The sequence below is a fragment of the Candidatus Villigracilis vicinus genome (assembly GCF_016702885.1).
GTDB lineage: Bacteria > Chloroflexota > Anaerolineae > Anaerolineales > Villigracilaceae > Villigracilis > Villigracilis vicinus.
In genome coordinates, this window is sequence record NZ_JADJDD010000010.1 from 83,648 (window position 1) to 108,204 (window position 24,557).

The following is a 24,557-nucleotide window of genomic DNA, read 5'->3' on the forward strand; positions in this document are numbered from 1 at the left end:
CTCCTATTGCGCTTTTTACGTTTTACGCATCACGCAATACGTATTACGTAATGCGTAAATACCATTTCATTGATCCTACTGTTCGCCCCGCATGGACTTATCCAACAACTCCAAAATATCCAACACATCCACATGCTCATTGCCCGTGGACTTGACCGCGTCTGTGAAGCGCGAGACTTCGAAGGGGCAAGCCACTGCCAGCACGTTCGCGCCCGTGGACGCGGCTTCCATCGCGCGTTTTTCGGAGAGGCGCATGGTGGTGTGCTTGGCTGTGAACGAGTCCATCCACATGCCGCCGCCACCGCCGCCACAGCAATAACCGTTCTCGCGGTTGCGCTGCATTTCAACCAACTCCACGCCAGGGATGGCTTCGAGCAGTTTGCGCGGCGCTTCGTATTCGCCGTTGTGACGTCCGAGATAGCATGGATCGTGATAGGTGATCTTCTTGTTGACAGAATGCTTGAGCAGCGGCTTGAGTTGGTCAAGATAACGGGCAAGGAAAGTTGTGTAATGAACCACAGGTCGGTCAAAGCCATATTTGGGATACACGTTCTTGAAAGCGTTCAACTCATGCGGACCTGTGACGACCAGTTCGTCCCATTCATATTTATTGAAGGTCTCGATGTTTTGCTCGGTCATCATCTCGAACAGACCCTTCTCACCAGCCAGACGCTGAGAGTCGGCATCATCTTTTTCTTCCTTGCCGAGAATGGCAAAGTCAATGCCGAGCGCGTTGAAGATGCGAGCCGCCGCCGAAGCCGCGTCAATGCCACGCGGGTGATAGGACGGATACGAGCCGACATACCAAAGCACATCCACGGGACGGGCGAGGTCTTTGATGATCGGCACAGGCACGCCCGCGGACTGGATCCACGCGTCACGTTTGCGCTGGGGTTGCCCGAGCGGGTTGCCGCTCTTGGCGGTGTTCTCGAATGCCTGCTGTAATTCGGCGGGTACGAACTTGCCATCCAGAATCGCCTGCTCGCGCGCGGCGGGCATGATCTTGACCATGTTCACTTCTTTGGGGCACACGCGCAGACAGTTGGCACAGGTGGTGCAAAGCCACAACTCGGGCGCTTCGGTCAAGTCCATGCCTGTTTGGGCGTAGCGATACAACTTGCGCGGACCGTAATTCCCGACCACATCCACGGGGCAGACGGCGACGCACTTGGCGCACTGATAACAATTCGCAAATGATTCCGCGTTGGGAAGATCTGCAATTTTCTCGATCAGTTCGGGCGTGTACTCGGTAATGACCCGCTGTTCGAACATGCGGTTCCAGTGACCAGAAATATCCACGCCATCCACTACGGCATGTTCTTTTTCGACTACTTTTGCTTTGATTGGACCAGGGCCATAAATTATGGTCTCCTGTTTTGGTTATTGGTCATTGCTTTTGGGGTTAAAGCCCCATCTTCAAACTTCGGCTTGTTTTCTTCATTTCTTCTTCAAACCAAGCAACCTCCTCGCCATATTCGGCAGGGAGGGCAGTAAGTTATTAAACTCTCTGCTCAATCTCCAACTCGTTGTGCCGTAAAGATAAACATTGTAGGCACATGCCAGAAAAGCACTGTTGGCAAATTGCGCTCGCTTCTCATTCGCGATCAACTTGTCCGTCCACAAGCCTGTGCCTTCGGCAAACTTCATACTCATGGCGGTGACCAAACCCACCCGCGAGTATCCATCCGCGAGATTGTCTGCGAGCAGGTTGTGCGTACTGCCTGCTAATAATGGAAGAATGCCCGTTCCCGTAGTTGGGTCCCATAACCAGCGAGTCCACAGCCAGTTGTCTTTGGGTGATGTGTTATATAAAAGTCCAGACGCGAGTTCCACTGCGAGTCTTGTGTCGAGCGCGTCCAACTTTTGAACGAACTTTGCAACTCGCACGGGTGTTGGGTCTGCGCCATTCAACAGATCATCAAAGATATTGAAGTCACCATGAGCAAAATAATTGGTTAGAACTTTTGCATTTGCGCGTGTATGTGTGACAGCGGAAGCGGCATCAGCGAAGGAGGAACTCAAAGAAGCAGAATCAGATTTGAGGTCAAGAAAGAGGCGTTCATGTCGATCAGACAATTCGTCAGCGATCGAAATCACATCCTCTGGCGAAACTTGCGCCAGCGCTTCCTGCAAATTGGTCTCATGCAGAATGGGATCATCGGGTCCCGTTCGCTGCTTGACGATGTGACTCTGTCGCTGAGGGTGCATACTTGTTACGCCATCACCTTGCGGATAGATGCCAGCGCGCGCGCGGCGGCGAGACCTGCTTTCGCAATCGAGTCATCAAGATCGGCAGGACCAGATGCGGCGCCCGCGACAAAGATGCCTTCCTGTGAAGTTGCAACGGGGTCAAGACCGCCCGCGCCGCCCGCTTCGATGAAGCCGTATTGATTTTGTTTCACGCCCATCAGTTGCGCGATGGCGCGAGTGCCTGCGCTCGGCTCCATGCCGACCGAGAGCACGACCATATCCATCGTCACTTCCATCGGGCGCGACATCGTTGTATCTTCGCCGCGGATCAAAAGTTGGTCGCCCTTCTTGAGCACTTCACTGATGACGCCCTTCACATAATTGACTTTATATTTTTCCTGTGCGGGCCAGTAGATTTCATTTTCCCAATAACCATACATGCGCATGTCGATATAAAAGATCATCACTTTTGAATCGGGAAGTTGCTGGCGTAATTCGATCGCCTGTTTGCTTGCAATGCCGCAACAAACTTTCGAACAATATTCATTTCCAATTTGCCTATCGCGCGAGCCGACGCATTGAATGAACGCGATCTTCTTCGGCGCTTCGCCATTCGACGGGCGCACAACGTTGTGTTCCTTCAACATCTTTTCGAGATCGGTCAACGTGATGACATCGGGAAAAGAATAATAGTTGTAGTATTGCGTCGCGCGACCTGGATCGAAATGCTGGAAGCCCGTGGCGATGATGACCGCGCCCACATTGAGGGACTCGGCTGCGCCGCCCGCTTCGATCTCAACCGTGAAGTTGCCAGCGCTCCCAGACATTCCCTTCACTTCGGCTTGATACTTCACTTCCACATTTTTGTTGCTGGTGACAGCCGCCGCCATATCCGCCATCGCTTCAGACGCGTCGCGCCAGTGATGGGTGAGCTTGGCGTAGTTCTCGCGGTCAGGCGTGCCGCCGAGACGTTCGCGCTTTTCAATGAGAATGGCTTCCCCGCCCAGTTCCGCCACACAACGCGCGGATTCAAGTCCTGAAGGTCCGCCGCCAATGATGAGTACTTTTCCAGATGTCATTTGTGGTTCTCCTGTGTCAAGTGTCAGGTGTAAACGATGCTTGACTATATTGACTGTAGTTTTATTGGCGTATCCGCGTCTTGCCACGTAATCCCAGATTTCGTCCCCGCGCGGATCTGGTCAAGGTCGCCCTGGAACTCGTCCCAATATTTTTGCCACGGGATGTTGAGTTTTTCAAGGAATGGACGCCAATCTGTTGAGTGCCAGTGGAATTGCACCACGCGGAAGGGATGCGCTCCCATCGCCAATGCTGCAACTTGCGCGTCAGACAAAACGGGCACGCCCACTTTGCGGTCATGCGCTTTCGCGGCGAATTGACTTTTATCGAGCGTGGTCACACAGCCTGTGTCGTGCGTGACGGTCAGATCAGGATTGGCTTCGTTGATCATGGTCTCGATCTTGCGAAGCACAGCATACGAACGGGTGAAGTCGCGCTGAACCAGCACATGACGGAAACCAAATCCGCAGCAATCGAACCACGTGGAATAATCCGCGACGTTGACGCCGAGCTTTTCGAGCAGGGCGGTCACAACCGCGGTGCGCTGTCCGCCGTAGATTTCGGGGTCGTAGATGGCATCTTCGGCGACGATCTTGTAGTAGTGACAGGCAGGATGCACTGTTGCAGTGATGGCGCTCATGTCCACGAGTTGGCGTTCTTTGAATCTATCGCGCATGGCATAGACCCATTCGCTGTAATGGACGATTTCTTCGGGGATGACGAGCGGCTTGCCCATCTTATCGAGGATGCGGCGGACGTCATCGCGCAAGTCTTTGTGATGGACCAGTTGCTCGCGGATTTCCTTGTAATGTCCAAAGGATGTCCCGCAATGGATCATCGGAAAGTATCCCGTTTCATAGGCGGCGGCGAAGTTACGTGACATCACCGCGGCTTGTCCCACCGCATTGGATGCGCCAGAGGCGTAATAGTTCCAACCAGTGCAGGAAGTCTGGTCAGTGGGGTCGATGTAATCCAAGTTGAATTGACGGTGAAGCCAGAGAATCGACGAAGCGTAGCCGGGGATGTGTCCGCAGTGACCGCAGGATTTGTGATGCCATGTGTGTTCAATGGGAATCTTCTTCATGCGCCCGTATTTGGTTGGGAACTCTACAACATCGCCCGTCATTCTTTGCAAAATGATCTCGCCTTTGGCTTCAAGTTCCAGCAGGCGCTCATGCATATCATCGGTCGGCGCAATGGATGCGTCACGCACAACGGGATGTGATTTTCGTTCAAGGATCTGTTCAACAGTGGTTAATTCGGTCATCGGGTTTCTCCATTTCTCAGAGTGGAACCAATAAAGTGTCGAAGGTCAAAAGTCAAAGGTCAGGATGAAGCGTTTCTTTCTCTCTTATTCATCCTTTTCTCTTATCCTTCTTCCAATTCTTCGTTCATCACATCGGTCAACAGGTCGTATAAACTTTCATCCAACTCTTTGATGATATCCATGTTGCCTGATTCAAACCAAATCGTATAAAGTTCGAGCAAGGTCTTGCGATCCGTGCGCCAGGCTGCGTCGGTGACACCACGGATGGAGTCCATGGGAATGGCTTTGCGCCAGACCTGCATGTTTTGCGAAAAGTTCTGTACCCACGGACCCCAATCGGGGAAGAAATCAGGTTGGAGCATATCGGGCGAAACTTGATTGCCTTTGAGCATGACCTTGTAAATAACGCGGCTGTAGCCTTGCAATGCGTCTTTTGATTCTTGTAAACCGTTCTTGAGAGAAACTTCGCGCAAAATCGTGACCAAGCCCCCAGGGTTATTCTGGCGCGGACAACGCACGCAAGAAAAGCACTGCGCGCAATTCCAGATGTCTTCGGTGATGATGTCATAAATGCGTTCGACATCCTCGCGCGCCATCGCCTGCGCAATTACACGCGGACTGAAGTCATAGAAGCGCGCCGATGGGCACGCTGAAACGCAAATACCGCATTCGTAGCATCCATACAGGAAATCTTCGTAGCGCGTATCGTTTTTGACCTCGAGAAAAAGGCGTTCCTTTTCCTCGTATGTCGCTTCGGGGTGACGATCTACAGCCTTGCCGGGATTCCAGTTTTCTGAAGTGGTGGGCATCCTGCCTCCTGAAAAAGAAAATAGATATAGAAAATAGATGATTAAGAGCTTCTTGACTACTCTCTACTCCCTATTCTCTACTCTCTAAAATCTAAAAGCCGATCACTGCATCGGCATCACAAGCCATATCGTTGAACGCTGCGCCGCCGATCATTTCGACGCCTTCGATCATATCGTCCATGGTGTAGCCGTGCAGGTCGAGCGAAGGCTGGCAGACGAGAAAGCGCACACCGATCTCCTGCGCCTGTTCGATGAAGAACTTCAATTCCTTGCCGCCGCCGCCCTTGCGCGGAATGATGATCGTGTCGCCGTTGCCCTTCGCCACACACTGCGGACCGTTCATGGTGAAATAAATACAGACTTCGTTATCCATCGCGGCTCCCGCAGTCGCCAAAAAGAACGGCGTAGCGGTACGCTCTGGATCTTTTTCTCCGTGAGTTTGCACGTACAAAATCTTTTTAGTATCCGGGTCGTTCGTCTTCCAAACGCTCATGCTGCCCTCTCCTCTACTTTGATATTTAGAAACTCGCAACTGCTTCGCTGGCAGTTGAATAAGTATTGATCTTTTGATTTAAACCAACGGTGTATAAAAGAGATTGAACAGACTCAGGCACAGAGGCTAATTTAACAGCGCCCCCGCTTTTTTCCACAGCCTGCGATGCCTTCACAACCGCACGAATCCCCGCCGATGACATATACTCCACACCTGTGAGGTCCAAAACAAGGTTTGAATTTCCGCTTATGATTTTGGTCAAATCGGCGTCCAACATCGGCGCGGTCTCAGAATCGATCCTGCCGCTAATCGTGACAACTACAACGCTTCCTTTTGTTTCCGTCTGAATGGAAAGTTTATCCATCATGCTCTCCTTATTAATATAGGTCACGCTGAATGCGTGACCTACAAGAAATCCCTAGATGAACAATTGCACATCCGCGTCTGCTGCGTACTCAAGGAAAGTCGCGGCACCGCCGATCTCGCATTCTTTGATGAAATCTTCGCGCTTGAAGCCGAAGACATCCATTGTCATCTGGCAGCCGATCATGCGGACATCCATATCCACACATGCCTCGCGCAGTTCCTCAATGGAAGCAACACCTTTGTTTTTGAAGGTTTGTTTCATCAAACCAGTTGCCACGCTTTCAAAACCAGGGACATTTGCCATAAGCAAATTAGGCATGGGCCAGTTGATATTTTGAAATCCTTCGGGGCCAAAAGGCATTTTCATCGGCATGGCAGGGTTACCAAGCGGGGAAACAGCCGCTGTAAGTTCGGGCTTAAGCAGAGTCAACCCGTAAAAGGTAAAGAAAATTGCCACTTCCCAACCCATCGCAGCAGCCGCACTGGCAAGAATGAACGGAGGGTAGGCCCAGTCCAATGTTCCCTTGCTTGCAATAAGGGCAAGTCTTTTCGGGGCATTCGGATCAGATTTTGACATAAGTACCTCTATTGATATTTTTGAATGAAGGCTATTTCTTGCGCAGATAAAAGATGAACTTGCCACCTTCGGTCATGGAACGCAGCAACTCATTGCCAGTCTGGCGGCTCCATGCTTCCATATCCGGGGGCGCACCGGGATCGGTCGCGACCATCTTCAAAATCTGCCCCGATTGCAATTCCTTCATTGCCTTCGAAGTCTTCACCACTGGCATGGGGCAAAGCATTCCAGAGCAATCCAATACCTGATCTTCCTTAATTACATCTGTCATTTGTGCCTCCTTTGGAACTCATAAATCATAATGAATTGACCGACAAACCGCCATCCCGCACACAAGGGATTTTGTCTCCCCCGCACGGGGGAGACAGCCAATTCGGATATAATCAATTTTACAACTTTTATGATTACAAGAGTCGAATCGATTTTTCGGTCGAACCGTGTTTTTATATTCCTTGTCATCTTTCGCTGGGTATCCCTGATACCCGCTTTGTTAATGCTGGGTAAAACGAACGCATTGATCCATCCGCTATGGGTGCTTGCGCTTGCATTAGCCATCAATGGAATTGTGGCTCTTTTCAACCGCCCACTGAACAGAATGGTGATCGAAAAGCCCATCTTCCTCAGCATTGACCTGCTATTCTCCGCGTTCATCCTTGCAATCAGCGGAGGTTCGCACAGCCCATATTATCTTTATGCGCTCAGCCCATTGTTGGCGGGCGCATTCTTTTTTCAGGTGCGCGGAGCATTGATAGCATCGCTGCTCTTTACGCCTTTATTTATTTTTGCGAACACCTACAATCCACAGACACCATCCGATGCCATCGTGATGGCGACACAACTCTCGGGCATCTGGCTTCTCCCCCTTCTCTTTGCGTATCCGTCTACATTGCTCAAATCTGTCAATCAGGCCACGGACGAACTTTCCGCGGCACACCGCCAGCTGGAGATCATTCATGATCTTACGGTCTTGCTGCAAGCCGCACCAGATCTAATTTCAGTGCAGGAGCGCGTGCTTGGCGCAGTGGTAACCGACCTCGGCTTTTCAAAGGCTGTTGTCGCAATGGTAGACCCAACGCATGAAGAAATCGGCGGCTGGCTCGTCTATCCCCGCGAAGATTCTTTTCCGCAAACCAAAGCGCTTTCCCTTAAATCGGAAAACGGCGAAGTCATCAAGGCTTTGCTCAACCGCAACAGCTTCGTCACCGAAGGCAAAACCCTTATTCAAGATCCCCAACTTAACAACTGGCTCGCTCAAAATCAATGGTTCGTCATGCCGCTTTACTTGAGGGAACATCCCGTCGGCATTTTGCTTGTCGAAGAATCTGGACTCACCAAAGAGAAGGAATCCACGCTGATGACGGTCGCGAATCAAGCCGCCCTGGCGCTTGGTACCACCATCTTATGCATTGACCGTGCCCGACGCCTCGCCGTCGAAACCGAGCGCAACCGCATCGCCCGCGATATTCACGATACAGTTGCGCAATCGCTCTTCGGCATTGTCTACTCTCTCGATGCCTGCATCACCATGCTGCCCCAACAGGCCGATAACGTAAAAAAGGAATTGATCGACCTGCGCTCCCTCGCCAACACTGCCCACGACGAAGTCCGCCGCTCGATCTTTGATCTGTGGCCTTCCGCCTTGAATATCGAACTCTTCATGGCAGACCTGACGAACTACGTCAGCGGCTGCTGCCGCCCGCGCACATTCAGCATTATCTTCAACAACCACGGCGACTTCAATTCCCTATCTTCAGGCATGCGGCGGACTGTTTATCGCATGGCGCAGGAAGCGCTGGCAAATTCCGCGCGCCATTCGGGAGCCCAATCAGCAAGATTGTGTTTGACCGTAACCGATGACGAAGTCTATCTCGTGGTTTCAGACGAAGGCAAAGGATTTGACCCATCCATTGCGCTCTCGCGCAGTCAGAACCGCGAACATTTCGGTTTGCATGGAATTCAGGAACGCGCCCGCGCCATGGGCGGTGATTGTGAAATCATCTCCCAACCCAACGCAGGCGCGCGCATCATGATTCAACCTCCCCAACAACGGACACCATCACCATGCCTGAGTCGATTCGCATCCTCATCGTAGATGACCATGCCGTGGTCCGCAAAGGGTTGGCGATGGTCCTTCGTCTGGAATCAGATTTAGAGGTCGTAGGCGAAGCGGAAAATGGGCGAATCGGCCTGGAGGCGGCGAAGAATCTAAATCCAGATATCGTCCTCGTTGATCTGGTCATGCCCGAAATGGACGGTCAGGAGATGGCGCTCGCGCTGCGGAAATCAAATCCAAAAATCAAAGTGATGATGCTGACAGGCACCGAAGTGGATGACCGTGTCTTCGACCTGGTTGCGGCGGGGATCGAAGGTTATGTGTTGAAGAACATCGAGCCTGGTGAATTGGTGCGTGCCATTCATGCGGTGGTGCATGGTGAGGCATATCTTCATCCTGATGTGATGAAGAAAGTGCTTGGACGAATACAACCGCATCATGCGCCTTCCATTTCGCTGACACCGCGCGAAATCGAGATCCTCGAATGGATGGCATCGCCGAACACCTACAAACAGATCGCAGGGCAATTGAACGTGAGCGAAGAGACGGTCCGCAGCCACGCCAAGAACATTCTCGAAAAAATGAAACAACCCAACCGCGCGCAGGCGGTGCTGGCCGCCATGCGGGTTGGGTTGATCAAACTGGACGAGAGCAAATAGCCGATTTTACGGCGCAGCAGGCGACCAGGTGACTGACCAATCACCCGGAAGAAGCACATTCACCGATTGGAAGGTCATTGTGAGCGGCCCAGTCGGAACGGGGACTTGATAGCCAAACCCAACAAAGAAAGGCAGATTGACGACAGGCACACCTCCCCCGCCACCGCCGCCACCCATGGGCGGATGCTGGAGGTCAATGATGTTTGCGCCGACGATGTTCGAATCAGATTGCATGGTGAACATGAAAAATCCTGGGGTCGAAAGTGAACGAGGGCGAATCCATCAAAGTCACCCATGCATTCACCGCGAAAGATAAAGTCAGCGGCACAGAGAAATTCATCTGCGGTATCTTATACGCCCAATATCCGCGTAATTCTCCCTGCTTTGGGTATGCTTCCTCATCGGCATACTCGAAGGGGATGTCATTTCCATTCGCGTCCTTGATGCCCGCCAACGTGGCATTCAATCCATACGGGGGATGATGGGATCGGTCCACGTGATGTTGCCATACAGAATATATCCATCAGGAAGTGACGCGGATTTATCAAGCACAAGGGTTGCTCCATAGGTTTCGGGGATCGATGTTGTCGAGGCACTCGTCACACTGACCAGTGTCACCGTCGGCTGGTATTCGATGACAGGGATGATGGTGGATGGGTCGGCGGGCGCAAATTTCAGATCAATGACCCAATCCAGGGGTGTCAGGCTGTTCTGCAACCCAACCAGATTGGGTATTTCAAGGGTCGCCTCGTGAACATCGGCGGGAATGGGCGCGAATTCCATCGCATAACGGATGTCACCACATTCGGAACAATCCATCGTGCTCACCTGACGTCCAGTTTTTATTTCGAGACGGGTTCCATCGGGCAAAACCAATGCAGGGTTGCCAAGTTGGGCCATCCATGAAAAAGCCATCGTCAGAATCATACAAAGGCGTTACGTAGGAATATACGACAACTGTTTTTTCATTGGTTAAAACAGCCTGATCGATGGTGAGGGTCACGCTTTCGCGAGTCACAGTGACAGGTTCGGCCAACATGCGCAGAGATGGGCTTTGCTCCACCACACCCACACCGGGGACATACCCAAGCAGGCGGCGCAGGGCGGTCACCACATTCGGTGAGGAGAACGCAATCACGAGCAGGCTTGCGAGAATAAGCAGGGCTACGCCCCATGCAAGGCGCGGGGAAAAGCGAAATAGTTTGCGATTCATTTTGTTCGATTCCTTTTCGGGTCGAAAAGGATTGGGAGCAGGATCAGGCTGACGGTCCGCTTTGAGCGAGGAAATTCCGCGGGCGATGAACTGTTCGCGCAGGGCGTCCAGTGTTTCGGATTTTGGTTCGGGCACTTCCATCGCCTGCCGCACCTGTGTTTCGAATTCGGGCGGGTAATTGGGCTTAGACATGTTTGGCCTCCATCAGCAGGTGCAACCGTTCGAGCGTGCGGTTCACAGATTTTCTGACGGCATCTTCTTTTCGTCCAAGCAGTTCGGCGATCTCAACATACGAGAGTTCGATCACAAAACGCAGACGCAGCAATTCGCGCTCGTCGTCATCCAGAAAGCGGATGAGGTGACGCAGCCGTTCTACATCCTGAACTTGAATGACCTGTTCCAGTGTGTCATCGAAAGCGCCGCCCATTACCTCCGCATCATGCTGGACCGTTGAGTGGTTCCGGCGGAAAAAATCCATTGCCTTGCTCCGAGCGACTTGAAAGATCCACGCCGTGAATTGACCACGGTGCTGATAGCGCGGCAAAGCCTCAATGACACTAAGGAAGGTCTGCGCGGCAAGGTCTTCGGCATCGGCAGAATTCTCCACGCGGCTGTAAAAGTAACGGTGGATGCGGAGCGCGTACGCGTCATAAATCGCCGCCAGCGCAGCAGGTTCGCCATGCTGTGCATCCTGTATCAGCGCATCTCCCAAATTGGGAGGCGCATCTTTTCGACCCATATTTTGATTTGACATTCGATACCCTTTGCAAAGGAAACTCTACAGTATTAAACGCGCAATCTTCAAAAAGCGGACAAAACAGGCGGCCACAACCTCATAATTTGCTTTGTTGCTAAGGAAATAATTCCATCTTCCAGTCATTTTTACTTACGGGAGGATGATTCTTGAAAAAATATCCAAAACTTCCTTCGGAGCCGAATCCAGTTTTTCGATGATACGGAGCCCGTAAAAGGCTTCGATTTTCTCCGTGCCATCTTCATATAACCAAATGTTCTCAGAGCGAATGAGCTTTCCTATTTGGAGGTCCATCCATATCTTTTGGATATTGCCTATGACCATCTTTTGCGTTGCGGGGTGGCGAAATGGTTCTACATTAGACTGCATCCAGATCAACCAGCAGGGTTGCCCTTCGCAGGTGGTTTCCTCATGTTGTACAGATTGTCCATTTTGAAAAGCTCGATCAAGCACATCAACGACGTAATCCTCCCTAAATCGTTGCAGAGACTCGGAACTCACCGTGCCGCCATTCCCCTGTGTAAGATTGACTCCATAACCAGCCACCCTCACATTTTGTTGGAGGATAATTTCATCAACATCCCTATCGGTGCTTAGTTGACGAATTATTACACCGTCTTTATTGATCTCCAGCCATTTTTCAATCGTGTAATACGCGGGCGGGTAACTTGGCAATCCCGGGGTTTGGTATTGTCCACCTTCCCAGATGACATGAATCCATGCGGGGCCAGTTTCAAACTGGGAGTTGAATTTTTGAGAGAGGGCTTCCACCTCCAACAGGAATGGGTCAGCGGAGGTCAGGGTTGGGGTGGCGTAGATTTCGGGAACAGAATCAGGCGTTGGGGTGGAAAGAAGTGCATCACTTGATGGTTGGGGGGCTGGCTGCGGAGTCCAGTTTATTTCCCAAGTTTCCTCCAACATAAACTCTACAGTGGAAAGGCTGATTTCATAGGGCCCATTTGGCAAGGATCGGTAGCCCATGCGAAGTTGGATATTCCCTCCGTCTGTGGGTGCGTCGGCCCAGATTTCAGCAGGCGGTTCCTCCCGAAAAGCCACACGAGTCACGTTTGTGGAGGGTTCGATTTCAAAGATGATCTCATGCTCTGAAGCCACGCGCGCGCCGATCAAATGTAGGGTAAATCCCTTGCCATGCAGAGTTTCATCCAATTGCCAGGTTTGCCCCACTTGCGGAGCGGAGCCGGGATCGAAGTGAAACGATGGAGACTGTTCACTTATCGAATAACCGTACCGGGCAGGTAATTTTCCGCGGGTAAATATCTCGCCCACCAAACGCATGGTCAATTGTTCGTCACCGCGGAATGGCGCAGATTTATAAGTCTTCGTATCGCCAAAATGCACCGAGGATTTTGTATGCACGATCAGTGGATAGATGTTTCCATGTTGATCGGTGACCAGAACGCTCCACGGAGAAAGCAGGCTCAGGTGAGGGTCATCGGCTTGCACAGTAAACTCAAAAAATGTTTCAGTGCTGGATTGCGCCACTTTTTCCAATATAAAGGTCAGTCCATTGTGGGCCACACTTTGTACGAGAGAGGTCGCTTCAGGCTGGGCAGGGACAATCTCACTCTGATGGATCGGGCGCATTTGCAGAGGCATAATAAAAGTTTCGCCGCCCATTTTTTCCACAACCAGGTCAACAACACAGGTGCATCCTTCAACGGTGGGAATTCATATCGGAAAAGAATTTCTGCGGCTCCCAAATTCGGACTTTCTCCAAAAAAGCTTTGGATTTTTTGACCACTCGGAAGCACAAGATGTGCAGGCGGATATTCTCCTGTATCGGGGTTGGGATAGGCATCCAGATGATCCTGCATCTCGAAATACGAATACCCGCTTACGGTCATCTCAACCCAGAATCTGTTTCCATCACTGACGACTTTATCCACCCGTAAAGTAATACCGTTATGAGTTTGCGATATTGGCGCATCCAACACCAGAACAGCTTGTGAACCAGATGTGAACCCAAAACCTGGAATGTACCCAACGAAACGGTCAATGGCATAGGCAACACCATTCAGCAATAAGGCGATCACCACAAGCAAGGCAATCACAAGAATCGGGCGTGCTCGCAAAGTTTGCATCAAACTCTTTCGATATAGTCGTTCAGCAACATGTGGAAAAAGGTTGAGGCCGTGCGAAACTCGCAGAGCAGCAATTGAATCCAATACTTCACGACGAGTCTTTTTAGCCATCATTTGACTCACCTTTCCGCCCAAGCAGGCGGCTTAATCTTTCACGGGCTGCATTCAACAACCATTTGACCGTTCCTGGGGCAGCGTCTAAAGCAAGGGTCATTTCCCTTTCACTCATTTCCAAATAATATCGCTGGACAATCGCGGCTCGCTGACGCGGGGATAATTCAGACAATGCCGCCAGAATCTCATACTGCAATTGCGAAAACTCCACCTGAGATTCTACCGAAACCGCGCGGTCGAGCAGGTGTTCGATTTCTTCTGATTTTTCATCCAGAGATACAAATTTATGATTTCCCCGGGCGGTGTTCAAAGAGGCATGAATCACGCTGCCAAAAAAGTACGGTTCAAAGGCGCGCGATTCGTCAAATTGGTGAATCCGCTGACAGATGCGAATAAATGCCTCCTGAACCACATCCTGCGCGGCAGATTCGTCATGCAGAATCAGAAACGCAGCCCGCACCGCGCGGACTTGATAGCGTTCCATCAAAATTTCCAATCCACCCAGGTCGCCGTCCTTGATGCGACGAACGGCTTGCAGATCATCCATAAAATTCTTCCTTGTCTTTTTGCGCGCCCATATCAGGTATACACAATCATAAACGAAAAGGTTGGGGGTAAAATAAAAGAATAATCTGCGACGATAAAATCAGGGTGACATCCATAGGAGTCTGTTATGACACCAGTACGGGTCGTGATATTGATAGGGGTATGTATCCTTTCGGCATGCGGCAAACCTACGCCAACCCAAACACCGCCTGTCCCCACCCACACATCCACACCGCTTGTCATTTCATCGGTGACACCGACCTTCACACCTGAAAACATTTACTATGTGGATGGAACGCGCGGTTCCGATTCACAATCTGGTTCCTCTGACCAGCCATGGCAGACGATCCTGCAGGTGGTTGAGGTTGCAAAAGCAGGCGACCTGATCTACGTGCGCGGAGGCGAATACGAAGGCATCAAGAATGGATGGCACTTCGAGAACTCTGGTACGGCATCCCAACCGATCACATTGACCAATTACCCAGGCGAGCAGGCCGTTTTCAAAATGCTTGCCACGGAACCCAATGACCGCCCCATATTCACCTGTTCGATCAATCCGCAAAATCCGCCAGATTGGCAAACGCCCAAGGCAGATCACATCAGAATTATCGGAACGGGTGTAACTCCGCGCCGTCTTGCCAATGGAGTTGAAAGCCAAAAAGGAATCGTCATGCAGGGAATGGAGGGTGAACAGTCCGCGGGGATCGTGGCCTCGGATTGCGATCATTGGGAGGTGGCCGGGGTGGATTTCATCGAAACCTCCAGCGGTATTTTCACGCTAAAAAACAACTGGGGCGGGGTTGAGGAACACAGCACTGACCACTGGTATGTTCACGATAATCGAGTCTACAACTATTACCGTGAATCAGGGATGCAGTTCAACGGCGATGAGAACGTGATCGAGGACAACGAGATATATAAGGTCAGCGATGAGCTATACACCCCATTTGGTTGTCAGATGCTCAACATACTCGGCGATCACAACATCATCCGCGGTAACATTCTGAGCCGCCTGAACAGTCAGGCAGACTGTTCAGGCATCCTCTTCGAATGGGACCTGGCAGACATGAACATCGTCGAAGGCAATCATATCTTCGATGTGTTTTCAGGGATCAATCTTCAAGGCGGGGACAACAACCTTATCCAAAACAATGTGATCCATGCAAATAAAAGCTCCACCGCAGAAGGCTGGGGAATCGGGATATTTTCATACGACGACATGGTCGGCTGGCCATGTGATGAAGAGAATGGTCCTCCGCAGGCGCTGCTCCCGCCCAATGACCCTGCTCACCCTGATTATCAATACTACTATACCCCGCGCAACTGCCTCTCGTATGGCAATCAGGTCTATAACAACACGATCCACGGATTTGCAGATGGGATCCGCATTTACCCGCTGATTGCGGAAAACACCATCATACGCAACAACGCCCTTTCAGGCTGGACGCGTCCTAACGGAAGCATCTGTCATTACAACGCCAACAATGGGACTTGCCCCCCCTCTCCGCGGAATTGATCGCCGACCACAACGTCAGCGAGGGTGATTTCGGTTTTGCAGATCTGCAAAATTTCGACTTTCACTTAATGGAAAACTCCCCGCTCATCAATGCAGGCTTCAACCTTGGCCTGCTGAATGGTTATGACTTTGAAGGCATCCTGCGGCCACAGGGAGCCGAATACGATATCGGCGCCTACGAATTTCCACAGCCATAACTTCAAGACTTCCCTGCTTCACAAAGACGCCCTGATCGCATTGGCATGTTTTTGCATGGGCATCACGTTGAAATGGCTCGCATATAAATGCAGCACTTCATCGACCAGTTTGAGTTTTTTATCCTGAGAAAGATTCATCGCGGGGAAAAAGGCAAGCTCCTTGATATCGTCGCAACCTAAAAAATCCAGCGGGTGCAAAAGCAGGGATGGCTGCGTGCCTGTAATGCGGCACAACCACAAGGCCACCCTGAAATAGAACATCGCCAACGCCGGGGAGTAGGTGGCGATATAAATGATGTAGCTGACATGGATCGGGATCTTGAAGATCGGCATGGTCGTGACCGGGATCTCAATGATCTTTTGCTCAACCCCATCTTCGCTCCGCCAGAAATGCGCGCGGATCGGACGAAACCCATCCTTGACCGAACCGAACAGATTATCACGTTTGCTCATTTCTTCGTCTTTGAGTTTCGCGGTCATAAAATAGTACAACCGTGCCAGCGGACCAATATAGGTTGGCAGGGTGGATGCGTCATACAGATATCCCCTGCGATTCAAAATCGCGATGACCGAGTCAGACACGCTGAAACCTGGTCCGCGAAAACCGATCGGCTTTTGCCCGGTCACCTTTTCGATAACCCCTTCCGCCTGGGCGATCTCCGCTTCAACTTGTTCCAGGGTGTATTTTTGCAGCCAGGGCTCATGATTAAAGGAATGATTGCCGATCTCATGTCCCGCCTCGGTCAGGGATTTTAGCGCGGCGCGATTCTTTTCCAACGCGGCATCCTGCCCAACGACGAAGAAGGTGATCTGCAAATTGCGCTCCTTCAGGAATTTCAAAACGCGCGGCACCACCACATCCAGATACGAAGGGAAGCTTTCCCAGCCTGCATCGCCGTGTGTCTTCATATAAGACCACAGGTTATCGAGATCAAGCGAAAGACTGGCAGAGGGTTTTGAATTGGTTTGCATACATCCTCCTTACGGGTTCAGGATCAGCGCGGCAACTTCCTGCGCCTTGCGGCTGATCGATTCAACATTGGTCAGCGCGGGGTAGATCTGGGCATTCGACACCAGATACAAATTCTCAATGGGAGTCTGGATGGACGGAATGAGATGCGTGCCATTTAAAACATGCAAGGGCTCCACATATTTTTCGCGGTGGACTTGAAAATCACGAATCCAACTACGCTGAAAGCTGGGGAACATCGTCTCAAGATGACTCAGCCATTGGGCTTTGATCTCCTCATCACACAAATCCTGATAGCGGCTGCCAGGCGCGGTGTATTTCGGCAGATACACCAAATGATGTCCGCCCACATATTGCGGATCGATATAGGATGTGGTCTCGATGATGCCTGTAAAAGGCAGGCTGTCATCGGTCAGGTTGAGGGTCCAGTAGCCGCTGAGGGGACGATCCAAAACCAACAGCGGACAGACAATGCCGAGATACTGGGTACTTCCAAGCAATTCACGATAATCAAGCGGGGCATTCGGCAGCATGCGTTGAAAGACAGGCGGCTGGATCGTGGAAATGATGACATCAAAGCGATGCGATTCATTTCCAGTAATGATCTTCACAGCCCTGCCGTTTTCAATGTCAACGCGGCTGACAGGTTTTCGAAGGTGGATCAGGCCTCCCGTTGTCAAGATGCGGGCGGTCATCGCTTCGATCAAGGTCATGTAACCGCCAATCAAATGGCCACACTGTTCCTTTTGGTTGGCTCCACTGCGCGTGGACTTCATCCGCACGAGGCGCGACCAAATGTAAGTGGCAGGAGTGTTCCCAAATCCGCCGTCGAATTTGGCTTTCAACATGGGCAGCCAGATGTTTTTATAGGTACCCTTGCCGCTCAGCGCCAGCAGCCACTTCTCGACACTGATGCTTTCGAGCTTGTGCCAGTCTTTGACGAATTGGGCATACAACACGGTGAGACCGAGACGGAAACGATCGATCCAGCCAAGCGGCGGAAAACGCAGAAACTCAAGGACGTTGTTCATGGAATGGATGCGGCCGCGATAAAAGAAACCCATGTGTGTTTCGTTGAAGCGCAGTTGATCGGCAATTCCAAGCTGGTTGCATAACCCGCTCAAATGACTGTCGCTGGAAAGAAGAGCATGATAGAAACGGTCGACCCTGGTTCCGTCTTCGAGGGTGATGGAACCAGCCAGCCCGCCGATCGTGGAAGAGGCTTCGAATATCTCAACTTCGGCGCCCTGCTCTGACAGGTAATAGCCAAGGCAGACCCCCATGATTCCACCGCCAATGATTCCAACCTTCATATGAACCTTCCTTCCATTAATCGTTCGGGACGTTGTTAAGAATTCCAGCAATCAGCTGCGCGGCTGTGCCATCTCCGTAAATGAAGGGATGCTCTGCTGGAGGCGAAAAGCTAAACCAGTTTTCGAGAATGGCCTGCTGCTCAGCGCCGACCAGTTTGTTCCAACCGACATCCACAGTGCCCACCCACTCAGTTTCATCACGCAGGGTGAGGCATGGAATGCTCATGTAATACGCCTCGCGCTGCACACCGCCTGAGTCGGTGGCGATCAGGCGGGCGTTCTCTTCCAGAGTAAGCATGTCAAAATAACCGACCGGGTCAATAATTCGCAGGGAATCAGCCAATTGGAGGTCGAGTGCTTCAAGCGCCTTGCGAGTCCGCGGATGCATCGGCAGGATGATGGTTTCACCTGTTTGGTCCAACGCTGTAAGAATGGACTTCAAGCGCAGCGGGTCATCGGTGTTGGCCGCACGGTGAATGGTGGCCAGCGCATATTTTTGAGGCTGAATTCCCAGCCGCGCAAGCACCGCTGATTTCGTGCGGGCCAGCGGACGGGCAAAGAGCAAGGCATCCAACATCACGTCACCCACTTGAAAAACGCTGTCTCGAATCCCTTCCGCGTGTAAATTCCGCACTGCCGTATGGCTGACACAAAAATGACGATCCGCCAAAGCATCCACAACGATGCGATTAATTTCCTCGGGCATGCGGCGGTTGAAACTGCGTTCCCCTGCTTCGATATGAGCAAAGGGAATACCCAGCTTGCTGGCAATCAAAGCAGCGGCCAGTGTGGAATTGGTATCGCCGCGCACGATCACATAATCGGGCGATTCCTTGAGCAGTACATCTTCCATGTTTACCATCATCTCGGCGGTCTGGCGCGCCTGCGAACCAGATCCCACGCCGAGGTTGTAATGCGGCCTGGGAATCTCAAGCTCGTCAAAGAACTGCTGTGACATTTTGTAGTCGTAATGCTGACCAGTGTGCACCAGAATTTCCTGATGCGAATCACTGATCGCCCGGCTGACAGGCATGGCTTGAATGAATTCGGGGCGTGCTCCAACAACGGATACGATCTTCATGGTTGTTCTTTCTGGCTGATCCAGTCCTTCGAAACAGAATCAGGCACGGGTGAGTCAGCTTCGATAGATCACAAGGACACCGATACAAATGAAGATAGTCCCAGCAATTCTGGCGAGGGTGATCTTTTCGTCGAACATCATCCACGAAGCCAGCAGCATGACCACGTAACTCAAACTGGCGAATGGATATGCATAACTGAGGTCCACACGGGAAAGGGCTGCCAGCCAGAAGATCGTCCCGACCAGATACAGCGCCAGCCCAAAGAAAACGCCTGGGTTGATGGCCATACGCCACAAGATCGGGATCAGCCCATTCAAGCTCAAGGTGACCGAGCCAAGTTTATTCATGCCGCCTTTGAGCAAAAGCTGGCCCACCGTGCTAAAAAACACGCTGACCAAAATATACAGAATGGCAGTTTGCATACCCATCGCCTCTTTCACAGAATGCCTGTTCATCGTGTCCATCATTTAAGCCGTTCCCTGTGCCTGCATGTGCAACGTCATGCGCATGCGTTGCAGCAAGACCCATCCCATAAATTTCAGATGCGAACGAACGGTACGGGCAATGCGCGCCTTCGAAACGCCATACATGCGTTTGTGCAGCACCGATGGAAAATCAACTGCACGAAACCCTCTCAGCATGGCTTTGACCAGCAATTCCGTGCCGCCGAGAAAATCATTCGAATCAAAACTCACCTCACGAACCACTCGCGCGCGATAGGCGCGGAACAGGCAGGTATAGGTGTAGACACTTCGGTCAACGAGGATTCGATACAACATCGAAGAGCCTTTGCTAAAAAGCAGACGATACTCCGGAACACCGATCACGCCCCCCTGCGGATGGTACGGCGATGCTGTGACAATATCGACCCCGGAAGTCAGGCAATTCAATAGGGCGGGGATCTCCGAAAATTGATAGGTCCCGTCACTGTCCACGGTCATCAGGATCTCACCGCTGGCCTGGGATAACCCCGTGCGGATCGCCGCTCCCAAACCCGCGTTGACCTCGTGCCTGAGGAAATGAAAACTCAGCCCGGGAATCTTCACATCACAAAATCGTTCTTTCAACCGGGCACGCGTGCCATCACTGCTGCCGTCATCTACAAAGATCATCTCAACTGATTCGAGAGTCTCGTCGGCGTTCATCCGTCCACGCTCAAGCATGGATTGAATGACCGGCAGCAGCTCATCATGGAGCTTCGGCACGTTCTCGGCTTCGTTAAAGCATGGGACGATCAAGGATAGTTTCATAGTTCAAGACCTTTGCCACGGTCTCGATAATGCAATCGAGATCGTCTTTCGTAAGTGAGGGATGCACCGGCAGAGAAAGCACTTCGCGGCTGGCTGTCTCAGCGATGGGCAAAGAGTCATGGTAGCCAAGCCCTTTGTAAAGCGGCTGTTGATGAATGGGCGTCGGGTAGTGAATGCCAACTCCCACTCCCCCATCCCGCAGTTTTTGGGCGGACGCGTCACGGTCCGGGATGCGGATGGTGTATTGGTGGAAGATATGTTCGCAGCCTTCGCGCACCTTTGGCACAACCACGCCCGGTATTTTCGCCAGATGCTCACTGAGATAGGCGGCGTTTTCGCGGCGAATATCATTCCACTGCCTGAGCTTTTCAAGCTGCACGAGTCCGATCGCAGCCGCAAGGTCGGTGGTGCGCATGTTGTAACCAAGCGAGACATGCTCATACGTACGCGGACTGCCGTGATTTCTAAGCAATCGTGCCCGTTCCGCCACCTGCGCATCGTTGGTCACGATCATGCCGCCTTCGATGGTGGTGATGTTCTTGGTGGCATACAGTGAATAGCAAGCCGTGCCAAACGAACCGACGGGACGTCCCTTGTATGTGGCGCCATGCGCCTGACAGGCATCCTCGATGATCGCCAGCTTATGTTCGTGCGCGATCTCAAGGATCGCGTCCATATCACAGGCCTGACCATACAGGTGAACGGGCAGAATGGCTTTCGTACGCGGAGTAATGCGCTTTCTAATTTGGATGGGATCAATGGTGAAGTAATCTGGCTCGATATCCGCAAAGATCGGGCGCGCACCGACATACAGCGCACAATTCGCCGATGCGATAAAACTGAACGGCGAAGTGATCACTTCATCCCCCGTGCCGATCTCATGCGCCAACAGCGCAATGTGCAAAGCAGTCGTTCCAGAGGAGGTTGCAATCGCATGTTCCGCGCCGCACATCTGCGCAAAACGAGACTCAAATTCCCGCACCCGCGCTCCCTGAACCATCATTCCTGAATTGATCACTTCAAGGATCGCATCCTGTTCTTCTTTTCCGATCAAAGGTTTCGCGATGTTAATCATATTAACTCTCCTGTGGTGTAAAGTCCCAATGACATACCGGGCAGTGATAGCCCGCTTCCTGCTTTTCCATTTTTCTGCCGCAACCGCAAACGTAACCCGTCAGGCGCGCAGGATTGCCCACAACAAGTCCATGATCGGGCACATTGCGGGTGACAACTGCACCAGCGGCAATCAGCGCAAAACGGCCGATGGTGACGTTCGGCAGGATGACCGAACAAGCCCCGAGCGACGCGCCATACTTAACGAGAATGGGTCCAACAACCCAATCATCATTTCCCTTTAGCTGACCATCCGGGGTGATCGCGCGCGGATTGCGGTCATTCGTCAAACAAACCTGCGGGCCGACGAACACACCGTCCTCCAGCGTGACACCGTGATAAACCAGGCAGCCATTCTGGATCTTCACGTTGTCGCCGATCTTCACATCGAAATCAACATACACATCCTTGCCGACAATACAATTCCTGCCAATATGGACGCCCTCGCGAATCTGAACCAAATGCCAGATGCGAGTCCCCGCGCCGATCTGAGCCTTCGGAGATACCTCCGCAGTGGGGTGAATACTTACGTTATCGTTTGTCATAGTTCCTCCTTTCTATATTTCGTCTTGCTACTATACAATCGGAAGCCAATATAATTCTCAACAACTTTTACTCCTCCATAGATAGAATTTTGTCTTTAATTAATGTTTCCGCCATGAAATCGGCCACAAGCTCATGCCCGCCTACTGTCCAATGAAGGTTGTTACGGTAATAGGGACATTCAGGCGCAGATTGAAGCGGCGTTCGTAAATCATAGGTTTCAATATCCAATTCACTGGCAATTTCCTGCGTCCACCTCTGCGGTTTATCCAGATCAAACATGGATTCATCAGACAGGTCATACCCTGTCGGGTAATACGCAATATCTTCAGGGCCGCAAACCTGAACCGGTACCGGGATCATAAAAACAATCATCCGCGCGCCCATCGCATCGGCCATAGCCTTGATTTGGGCAAATCGTTCGGAAACGCCGCTTTGCCCGGCGGCATCCGATTTCTTCTGCTCGCGAAGAAGGAATTCCGCTCCACTGTAATATCCTCCCAGGTCGGGTTTTTCCCGTATTAGATTCATTATTTCATCAAATCTTTTATGCAAAAAATGGCGGGTATGCGAAAGGCGAAGGGTCGCATACCAACTGGTGGCAGATGGTTTCCCAAACCCAATCTGTGCCTGGAAATCGTCATTACGTTGAAGCACATCAAGATAATCGTTCATGTAAAAACCAACGATAACGATATCTGGATCGTATTTGGGCATATACGTCTGCGCCACTTCCGCATATTGATTTGGGCCGTACCCGGTAATCGCAAAATCCATGACCTCAATTTTGCGGTTCGGCAAACGTGTCATCAAAACCGATTCAAGCAGGCGGGGCCATGCCTGGTCTGTGTCAACGCCCTCTGCGCTTGTGAAGGCATCTCCAAAAGTCATTATGCGTATCGTGCCGGGAGCTTTTTGCTCGGGATAGGAAGGACCCGGAAAGCCCAGTTCATTGGATTGAACATAGTAATCATAGGATTCCCATCGCAGATGCGTGGTTTGATTTGGCTTTAAGTACCAGCCAAAATCATCATGAGGAGCCAAAGATGGCTGCTCCCCCCACACGATAACTTCCTGCGGATCGAATCGTTGTATCGCCAACTCAAAGCCCAAGGCACAAATGGACATGACAACAGCCGCCATCGCTGTCCATTTCACCAGCTTTTTCAGATCGTACTTTTTGAGTCGTGCAGCTAGCGGCTCAACGATCCTATTCACAATTTTCTCCAAACCTATGGCACCAATGATTGAACCAAGAATCGAAAGAAGTGTGCCTCCCAAGGCATGGATCGGCACTAAAATTGCCAGAATCGGATGGTGTACCAAATAAAGGGAATATGAATGCCTGCCTACCCAGGTAAAAACGCCTGCAATAGGGGAAGAAGTCTCTTTTTTATTACCTAATATCCCGTACAGGATGCCAAAGATTCCTACTCCAACCATAAAAGGTGCAACAGTCATCCCAGCCCAGGTGATAGAGAGAAGCGTTCCAGAAATATATAACCCGATGGATATGAACATTGTCCAACGGGAAGACATCAAGTCGTATACCTGTTGGGCGTTATTCCGAAGGCACCAGGCAAAGGCCATCCCAAAAGCAAATTCAGGCAATCGAGTGATAAAAAATGCACCATACAAAAGCGAACTGACTTTGAACTCAAAGAATATGACACCCGCGCGAACAATAAATGCGGCAAGAGAGCCAAACAACAAAAACTGAAAGGCTCCCATCCGTTTAAGGGCTTCCAAAAGTATTGGGTAGACCAGGTAAAGCTGGATGAGCAGCCCGATATACCACCAAGCGGGAGCGAAATAGAAGAAGGTACCGGGGGACGCACGAAAACCAACCAAGCTGAGATAAAAATTGGGATCACCCAGGCTCATGTCCAATGCCTTTATATCAGTCATATAACTTGCAACAAGAAAAAAAATATGAACGCCCCACCATAAAGGAAATATGCGGAACAAACGCTGTTTATAGAATTGGTCAACAGGGAACGAATCCTTGTATTTGGAAAGAACTCCCCAAGTCAGGCCAAAACCGCTCACCACAAGAAACAGACTAACTCCCTGATCTCCCAGCCAGCCGATATATCGCCAGATATTTACTGGAATAGTCCATACACCATAACCATCCAGAGGAATCCATTGGGCAATCCGCTCTTGCAGCGGAGGCCACCAGGAACCGGGGTTTCCAAGATATGGGCCGCCAAAAACAACCTCAACCGCATGGTTAATAAAAATCCATATCAGGGCGATGCCTTTCATCCAGTCAACCCAAAGCTGGCGCTGAAAAACACCGGGGGCGTTTACATATTCGATCACATCATGTTTCTTCTGCAAATTCATTTTC

General features: G+C 51.3%; 29 protein-coding genes. 4 read left to right on the forward strand and 25 right to left on the reverse strand.

What is annotated here, in order from left to right; genetic code table 11:
- Nucleotides 1–75: 75 nt before the first annotated feature.
- From IPG80_RS10610 to IPG80_RS10650, 9 genes are all read right to left on the reverse strand, one after another.
- Nucleotides 76–1,308 carry a (Fe-S)-binding protein gene (locus IPG80_RS10610; protein WP_345106250.1) on the reverse strand — a complete coding sequence of 411 codons (1,233 nt, stop codon included), beginning with the start codon at nucleotides 1,306–1,308 and terminating at the stop codon, nucleotides 76–78.
- Between the two features lie 129 nt (nucleotides 1,309–1,437).
- Nucleotides 1,438–2,208, reverse strand: coding sequence for a hypothetical protein (locus IPG80_RS10615; protein ID WP_345106253.1), 771 nt, complete (start codon nucleotides 2,206–2,208; stop codon nucleotides 1,438–1,440).
- 5 nt (nucleotides 2,209–2,213) lie between these two features.
- Nucleotides 2,214–3,269, reverse strand: a complete 1,056-nt coding sequence (locus tag IPG80_RS10620) for an FAD-dependent oxidoreductase (protein WP_345106255.1) — start codon at nucleotides 3,267–3,269, stop codon at nucleotides 2,214–2,216.
- 44 nt (nucleotides 3,270–3,313) lie between these two features.
- Nucleotides 3,314–4,534, reverse strand: coding sequence for a heterodisulfide reductase-related iron-sulfur binding cluster (locus IPG80_RS10625; protein WP_345106257.1), 1,221 nt, complete (start codon nucleotides 4,532–4,534; stop codon nucleotides 3,314–3,316).
- Between the two features lie 101 nt (nucleotides 4,535–4,635).
- A complete protein-coding gene (locus IPG80_RS10630; RefSeq protein ID WP_345106259.1) occupies nucleotides 4,636–5,343 on the reverse strand; it encodes a 4Fe-4S dicluster domain-containing protein in 708 nt (235 codons plus the stop codon).
- A gap of 91 nt (nucleotides 5,344–5,434) precedes the next feature.
- Nucleotides 5,435–5,836, reverse strand: coding sequence for a DsrE family protein (locus tag IPG80_RS10635; RefSeq protein ID WP_345106262.1), 402 nt, complete (start codon nucleotides 5,834–5,836; stop codon nucleotides 5,435–5,437).
- 25 nt (nucleotides 5,837–5,861) lie between these two features.
- Nucleotides 5,862–6,203: an STAS domain-containing protein gene (locus tag IPG80_RS10640; RefSeq protein WP_345106265.1), complete on the reverse strand. Its 342-nt coding sequence runs from the start codon at nucleotides 6,201–6,203 to the stop codon at nucleotides 5,862–5,864.
- Nucleotides 6,204–6,254: 51 nt separating this feature from the next.
- On the reverse strand, nucleotides 6,255–6,779 hold the full coding sequence (locus IPG80_RS10645) for a DsrE/DsrF/DrsH-like family protein (RefSeq protein ID WP_345106267.1): 525 nt from the start codon (nucleotides 6,777–6,779) through the stop codon (nucleotides 6,255–6,257).
- Nucleotides 6,780–6,810: 31 nt separating this feature from the next.
- The gene (locus IPG80_RS10650) at nucleotides 6,811–7,050 is read right to left on the reverse strand and encodes a sulfurtransferase TusA family protein (protein WP_345106270.1); all 240 of its coding nucleotides are present in this window, start codon (nucleotides 7,048–7,050) and stop codon (nucleotides 6,811–6,813) included.
- A gap of 129 nt (nucleotides 7,051–7,179) precedes the next feature.
- Here IPG80_RS10650 and IPG80_RS10655 point away from each other — a divergent pair, with 129 nt between their 5' ends.
- Together IPG80_RS10655 and IPG80_RS10660 are read left to right on the forward strand one after the other, a co-directional pair.
- Nucleotides 7,180–8,871, forward strand: coding sequence for a sensor histidine kinase (locus IPG80_RS10655; RefSeq protein ID WP_345106273.1), 1,692 nt, complete (start codon nucleotides 7,180–7,182; stop codon nucleotides 8,869–8,871).
- On the forward strand, nucleotides 8,841–9,491 hold the full coding sequence (locus IPG80_RS10660; RefSeq protein WP_345106277.1) for a response regulator transcription factor: 651 nt from the start codon (nucleotides 8,841–8,843) through the stop codon (nucleotides 9,489–9,491). The genes IPG80_RS10655 and IPG80_RS10660 overlap by 31 nt, the downstream gene beginning before the upstream one ends.
- 6 nt (nucleotides 9,492–9,497) lie before the next feature.
- Here IPG80_RS10660 and IPG80_RS10665 read toward each other — a convergent pair whose 3' ends face one another.
- The 8 genes from IPG80_RS10665 to IPG80_RS10700 all read right to left on the reverse strand — a co-directional run bounded on the left by IPG80_RS10665 (nucleotide 9,498) and on the right by IPG80_RS10700 (nucleotide 14,221).
- Entirely contained in the window at nucleotides 9,498–9,734 is a 237-nt protein-coding gene (locus tag IPG80_RS10665) for a hypothetical protein (RefSeq protein ID WP_345106279.1), read from the reverse strand.
- On the reverse strand, nucleotides 9,715–9,957 hold the full coding sequence (locus IPG80_RS10670) for a hypothetical protein (protein WP_345106281.1): 243 nt from the start codon (nucleotides 9,955–9,957) through the stop codon (nucleotides 9,715–9,717). The genes IPG80_RS10665 and IPG80_RS10670 overlap by 20 nt, the downstream gene beginning before the upstream one ends.
- The gene (locus IPG80_RS10675; protein ID WP_345106283.1) at nucleotides 9,954–10,310 is read right to left on the reverse strand and encodes a hypothetical protein; all 357 of its coding nucleotides are present in this window, start codon (nucleotides 10,308–10,310) and stop codon (nucleotides 9,954–9,956) included. The genes IPG80_RS10670 and IPG80_RS10675 overlap by 4 nt, the downstream gene beginning before the upstream one ends.
- A complete protein-coding gene (locus IPG80_RS10680; protein ID WP_345106286.1) occupies nucleotides 10,288–10,896 on the reverse strand; it encodes a hypothetical protein in 609 nt (202 codons plus the stop codon). The genes IPG80_RS10675 and IPG80_RS10680 overlap by 23 nt, the downstream gene beginning before the upstream one ends.
- Nucleotides 10,889–11,443, reverse strand: a complete 555-nt coding sequence (locus IPG80_RS10685; protein ID WP_345106288.1) for a sigma-70 family RNA polymerase sigma factor — start codon at nucleotides 11,441–11,443, stop codon at nucleotides 10,889–10,891. Before IPG80_RS10685 ends, IPG80_RS10680 begins: the two co-directional genes overlap by 8 nt.
- Before the next feature lie 147 nt (nucleotides 11,444–11,590).
- The gene (locus tag IPG80_RS10690) at nucleotides 11,591–13,075 is read right to left on the reverse strand and encodes a hypothetical protein (protein ID WP_345106290.1); all 1,485 of its coding nucleotides are present in this window, start codon (nucleotides 13,073–13,075) and stop codon (nucleotides 11,591–11,593) included.
- Complete coding sequence (locus IPG80_RS10695) at nucleotides 12,979–13,674, reverse strand: DUF4179 domain-containing protein (protein WP_345106292.1); 696 nt, start codon at nucleotides 13,672–13,674, stop codon at nucleotides 12,979–12,981. Before IPG80_RS10695 ends, IPG80_RS10690 begins: the two co-directional genes overlap by 97 nt.
- Nucleotides 13,664–14,221 carry an RNA polymerase sigma factor gene (locus IPG80_RS10700; protein ID WP_345106295.1) on the reverse strand — a complete coding sequence of 186 codons (558 nt, stop codon included), beginning with the start codon at nucleotides 14,219–14,221 and terminating at the stop codon, nucleotides 13,664–13,666. Before IPG80_RS10700 ends, IPG80_RS10695 begins: the two co-directional genes overlap by 11 nt.
- 126 nt (nucleotides 14,222–14,347) lie before the next feature.
- Between IPG80_RS10700 and IPG80_RS10705 the strand changes: the two genes are divergently transcribed.
- Nucleotides 14,348–15,736, forward strand: coding sequence for a right-handed parallel beta-helix repeat-containing protein (locus IPG80_RS10705; RefSeq protein ID WP_345106298.1), 1,389 nt, complete (start codon nucleotides 14,348–14,350; stop codon nucleotides 15,734–15,736).
- Entirely contained in the window at nucleotides 15,712–15,933 is a 222-nt protein-coding gene (locus IPG80_RS10710; protein WP_345106301.1) for a choice-of-anchor Q domain-containing protein, read from the forward strand. Before IPG80_RS10705 ends, IPG80_RS10710 begins: the two co-directional genes overlap by 25 nt.
- An 18-nt stretch (nucleotides 15,934–15,951) precedes the next feature.
- Here IPG80_RS10710 and IPG80_RS10715 read toward each other — a convergent pair whose 3' ends face one another.
- From IPG80_RS10715 to IPG80_RS10750, 8 genes are all read right to left on the reverse strand, one after another.
- Nucleotides 15,952–16,905, reverse strand: coding sequence for a polysaccharide deacetylase family protein (locus IPG80_RS10715; protein WP_345106303.1), 954 nt, complete (start codon nucleotides 16,903–16,905; stop codon nucleotides 15,952–15,954).
- Nucleotides 16,906–16,914: 9 nt separating this feature from the next.
- Nucleotides 16,915–18,216, reverse strand: coding sequence for an NAD(P)/FAD-dependent oxidoreductase (locus IPG80_RS10720; RefSeq protein ID WP_345106306.1), 1,302 nt, complete (start codon nucleotides 18,214–18,216; stop codon nucleotides 16,915–16,917).
- Nucleotides 18,217–18,232: 16 nt separating this feature from the next.
- Nucleotides 18,233–19,297: a UDP-N-acetylglucosamine 2-epimerase (non-hydrolyzing) gene (gene wecB / locus IPG80_RS10725; protein WP_345106308.1), complete on the reverse strand. Its 1,065-nt coding sequence runs from the start codon at nucleotides 19,295–19,297 to the stop codon at nucleotides 18,233–18,235.
- A 54-nt stretch (nucleotides 19,298–19,351) separates the two neighbouring features.
- Nucleotides 19,352–19,720, reverse strand: a complete 369-nt coding sequence (locus IPG80_RS10730) for an EamA family transporter (protein ID WP_345106310.1) — start codon at nucleotides 19,718–19,720, stop codon at nucleotides 19,352–19,354.
- A 45-nt stretch (nucleotides 19,721–19,765) separates the two neighbouring features.
- A complete protein-coding gene (locus IPG80_RS10735) occupies nucleotides 19,766–20,548 on the reverse strand; it encodes a glycosyltransferase family 2 protein (protein ID WP_345106313.1) in 783 nt (260 codons plus the stop codon).
- The gene (locus IPG80_RS10740; RefSeq protein ID WP_345106315.1) at nucleotides 20,517–21,623 is read right to left on the reverse strand and encodes a DegT/DnrJ/EryC1/StrS family aminotransferase; all 1,107 of its coding nucleotides are present in this window, start codon (nucleotides 21,621–21,623) and stop codon (nucleotides 20,517–20,519) included. Before IPG80_RS10740 ends, IPG80_RS10735 begins: the two co-directional genes overlap by 32 nt.
- 1 nt (nucleotide 21,624) lies before the next feature.
- Complete coding sequence (locus IPG80_RS10745; RefSeq protein ID WP_345106317.1) at nucleotides 21,625–22,206, reverse strand: acyltransferase; 582 nt, start codon at nucleotides 22,204–22,206, stop codon at nucleotides 21,625–21,627.
- A gap of 67 nt (nucleotides 22,207–22,273) precedes the next feature.
- Complete coding sequence (locus tag IPG80_RS10750) at nucleotides 22,274–24,553, reverse strand: acyltransferase family protein (protein ID WP_345106320.1); 2,280 nt, start codon at nucleotides 24,551–24,553, stop codon at nucleotides 22,274–22,276.
- Nucleotides 24,554–24,557: the final 4 nt, after the last annotated feature.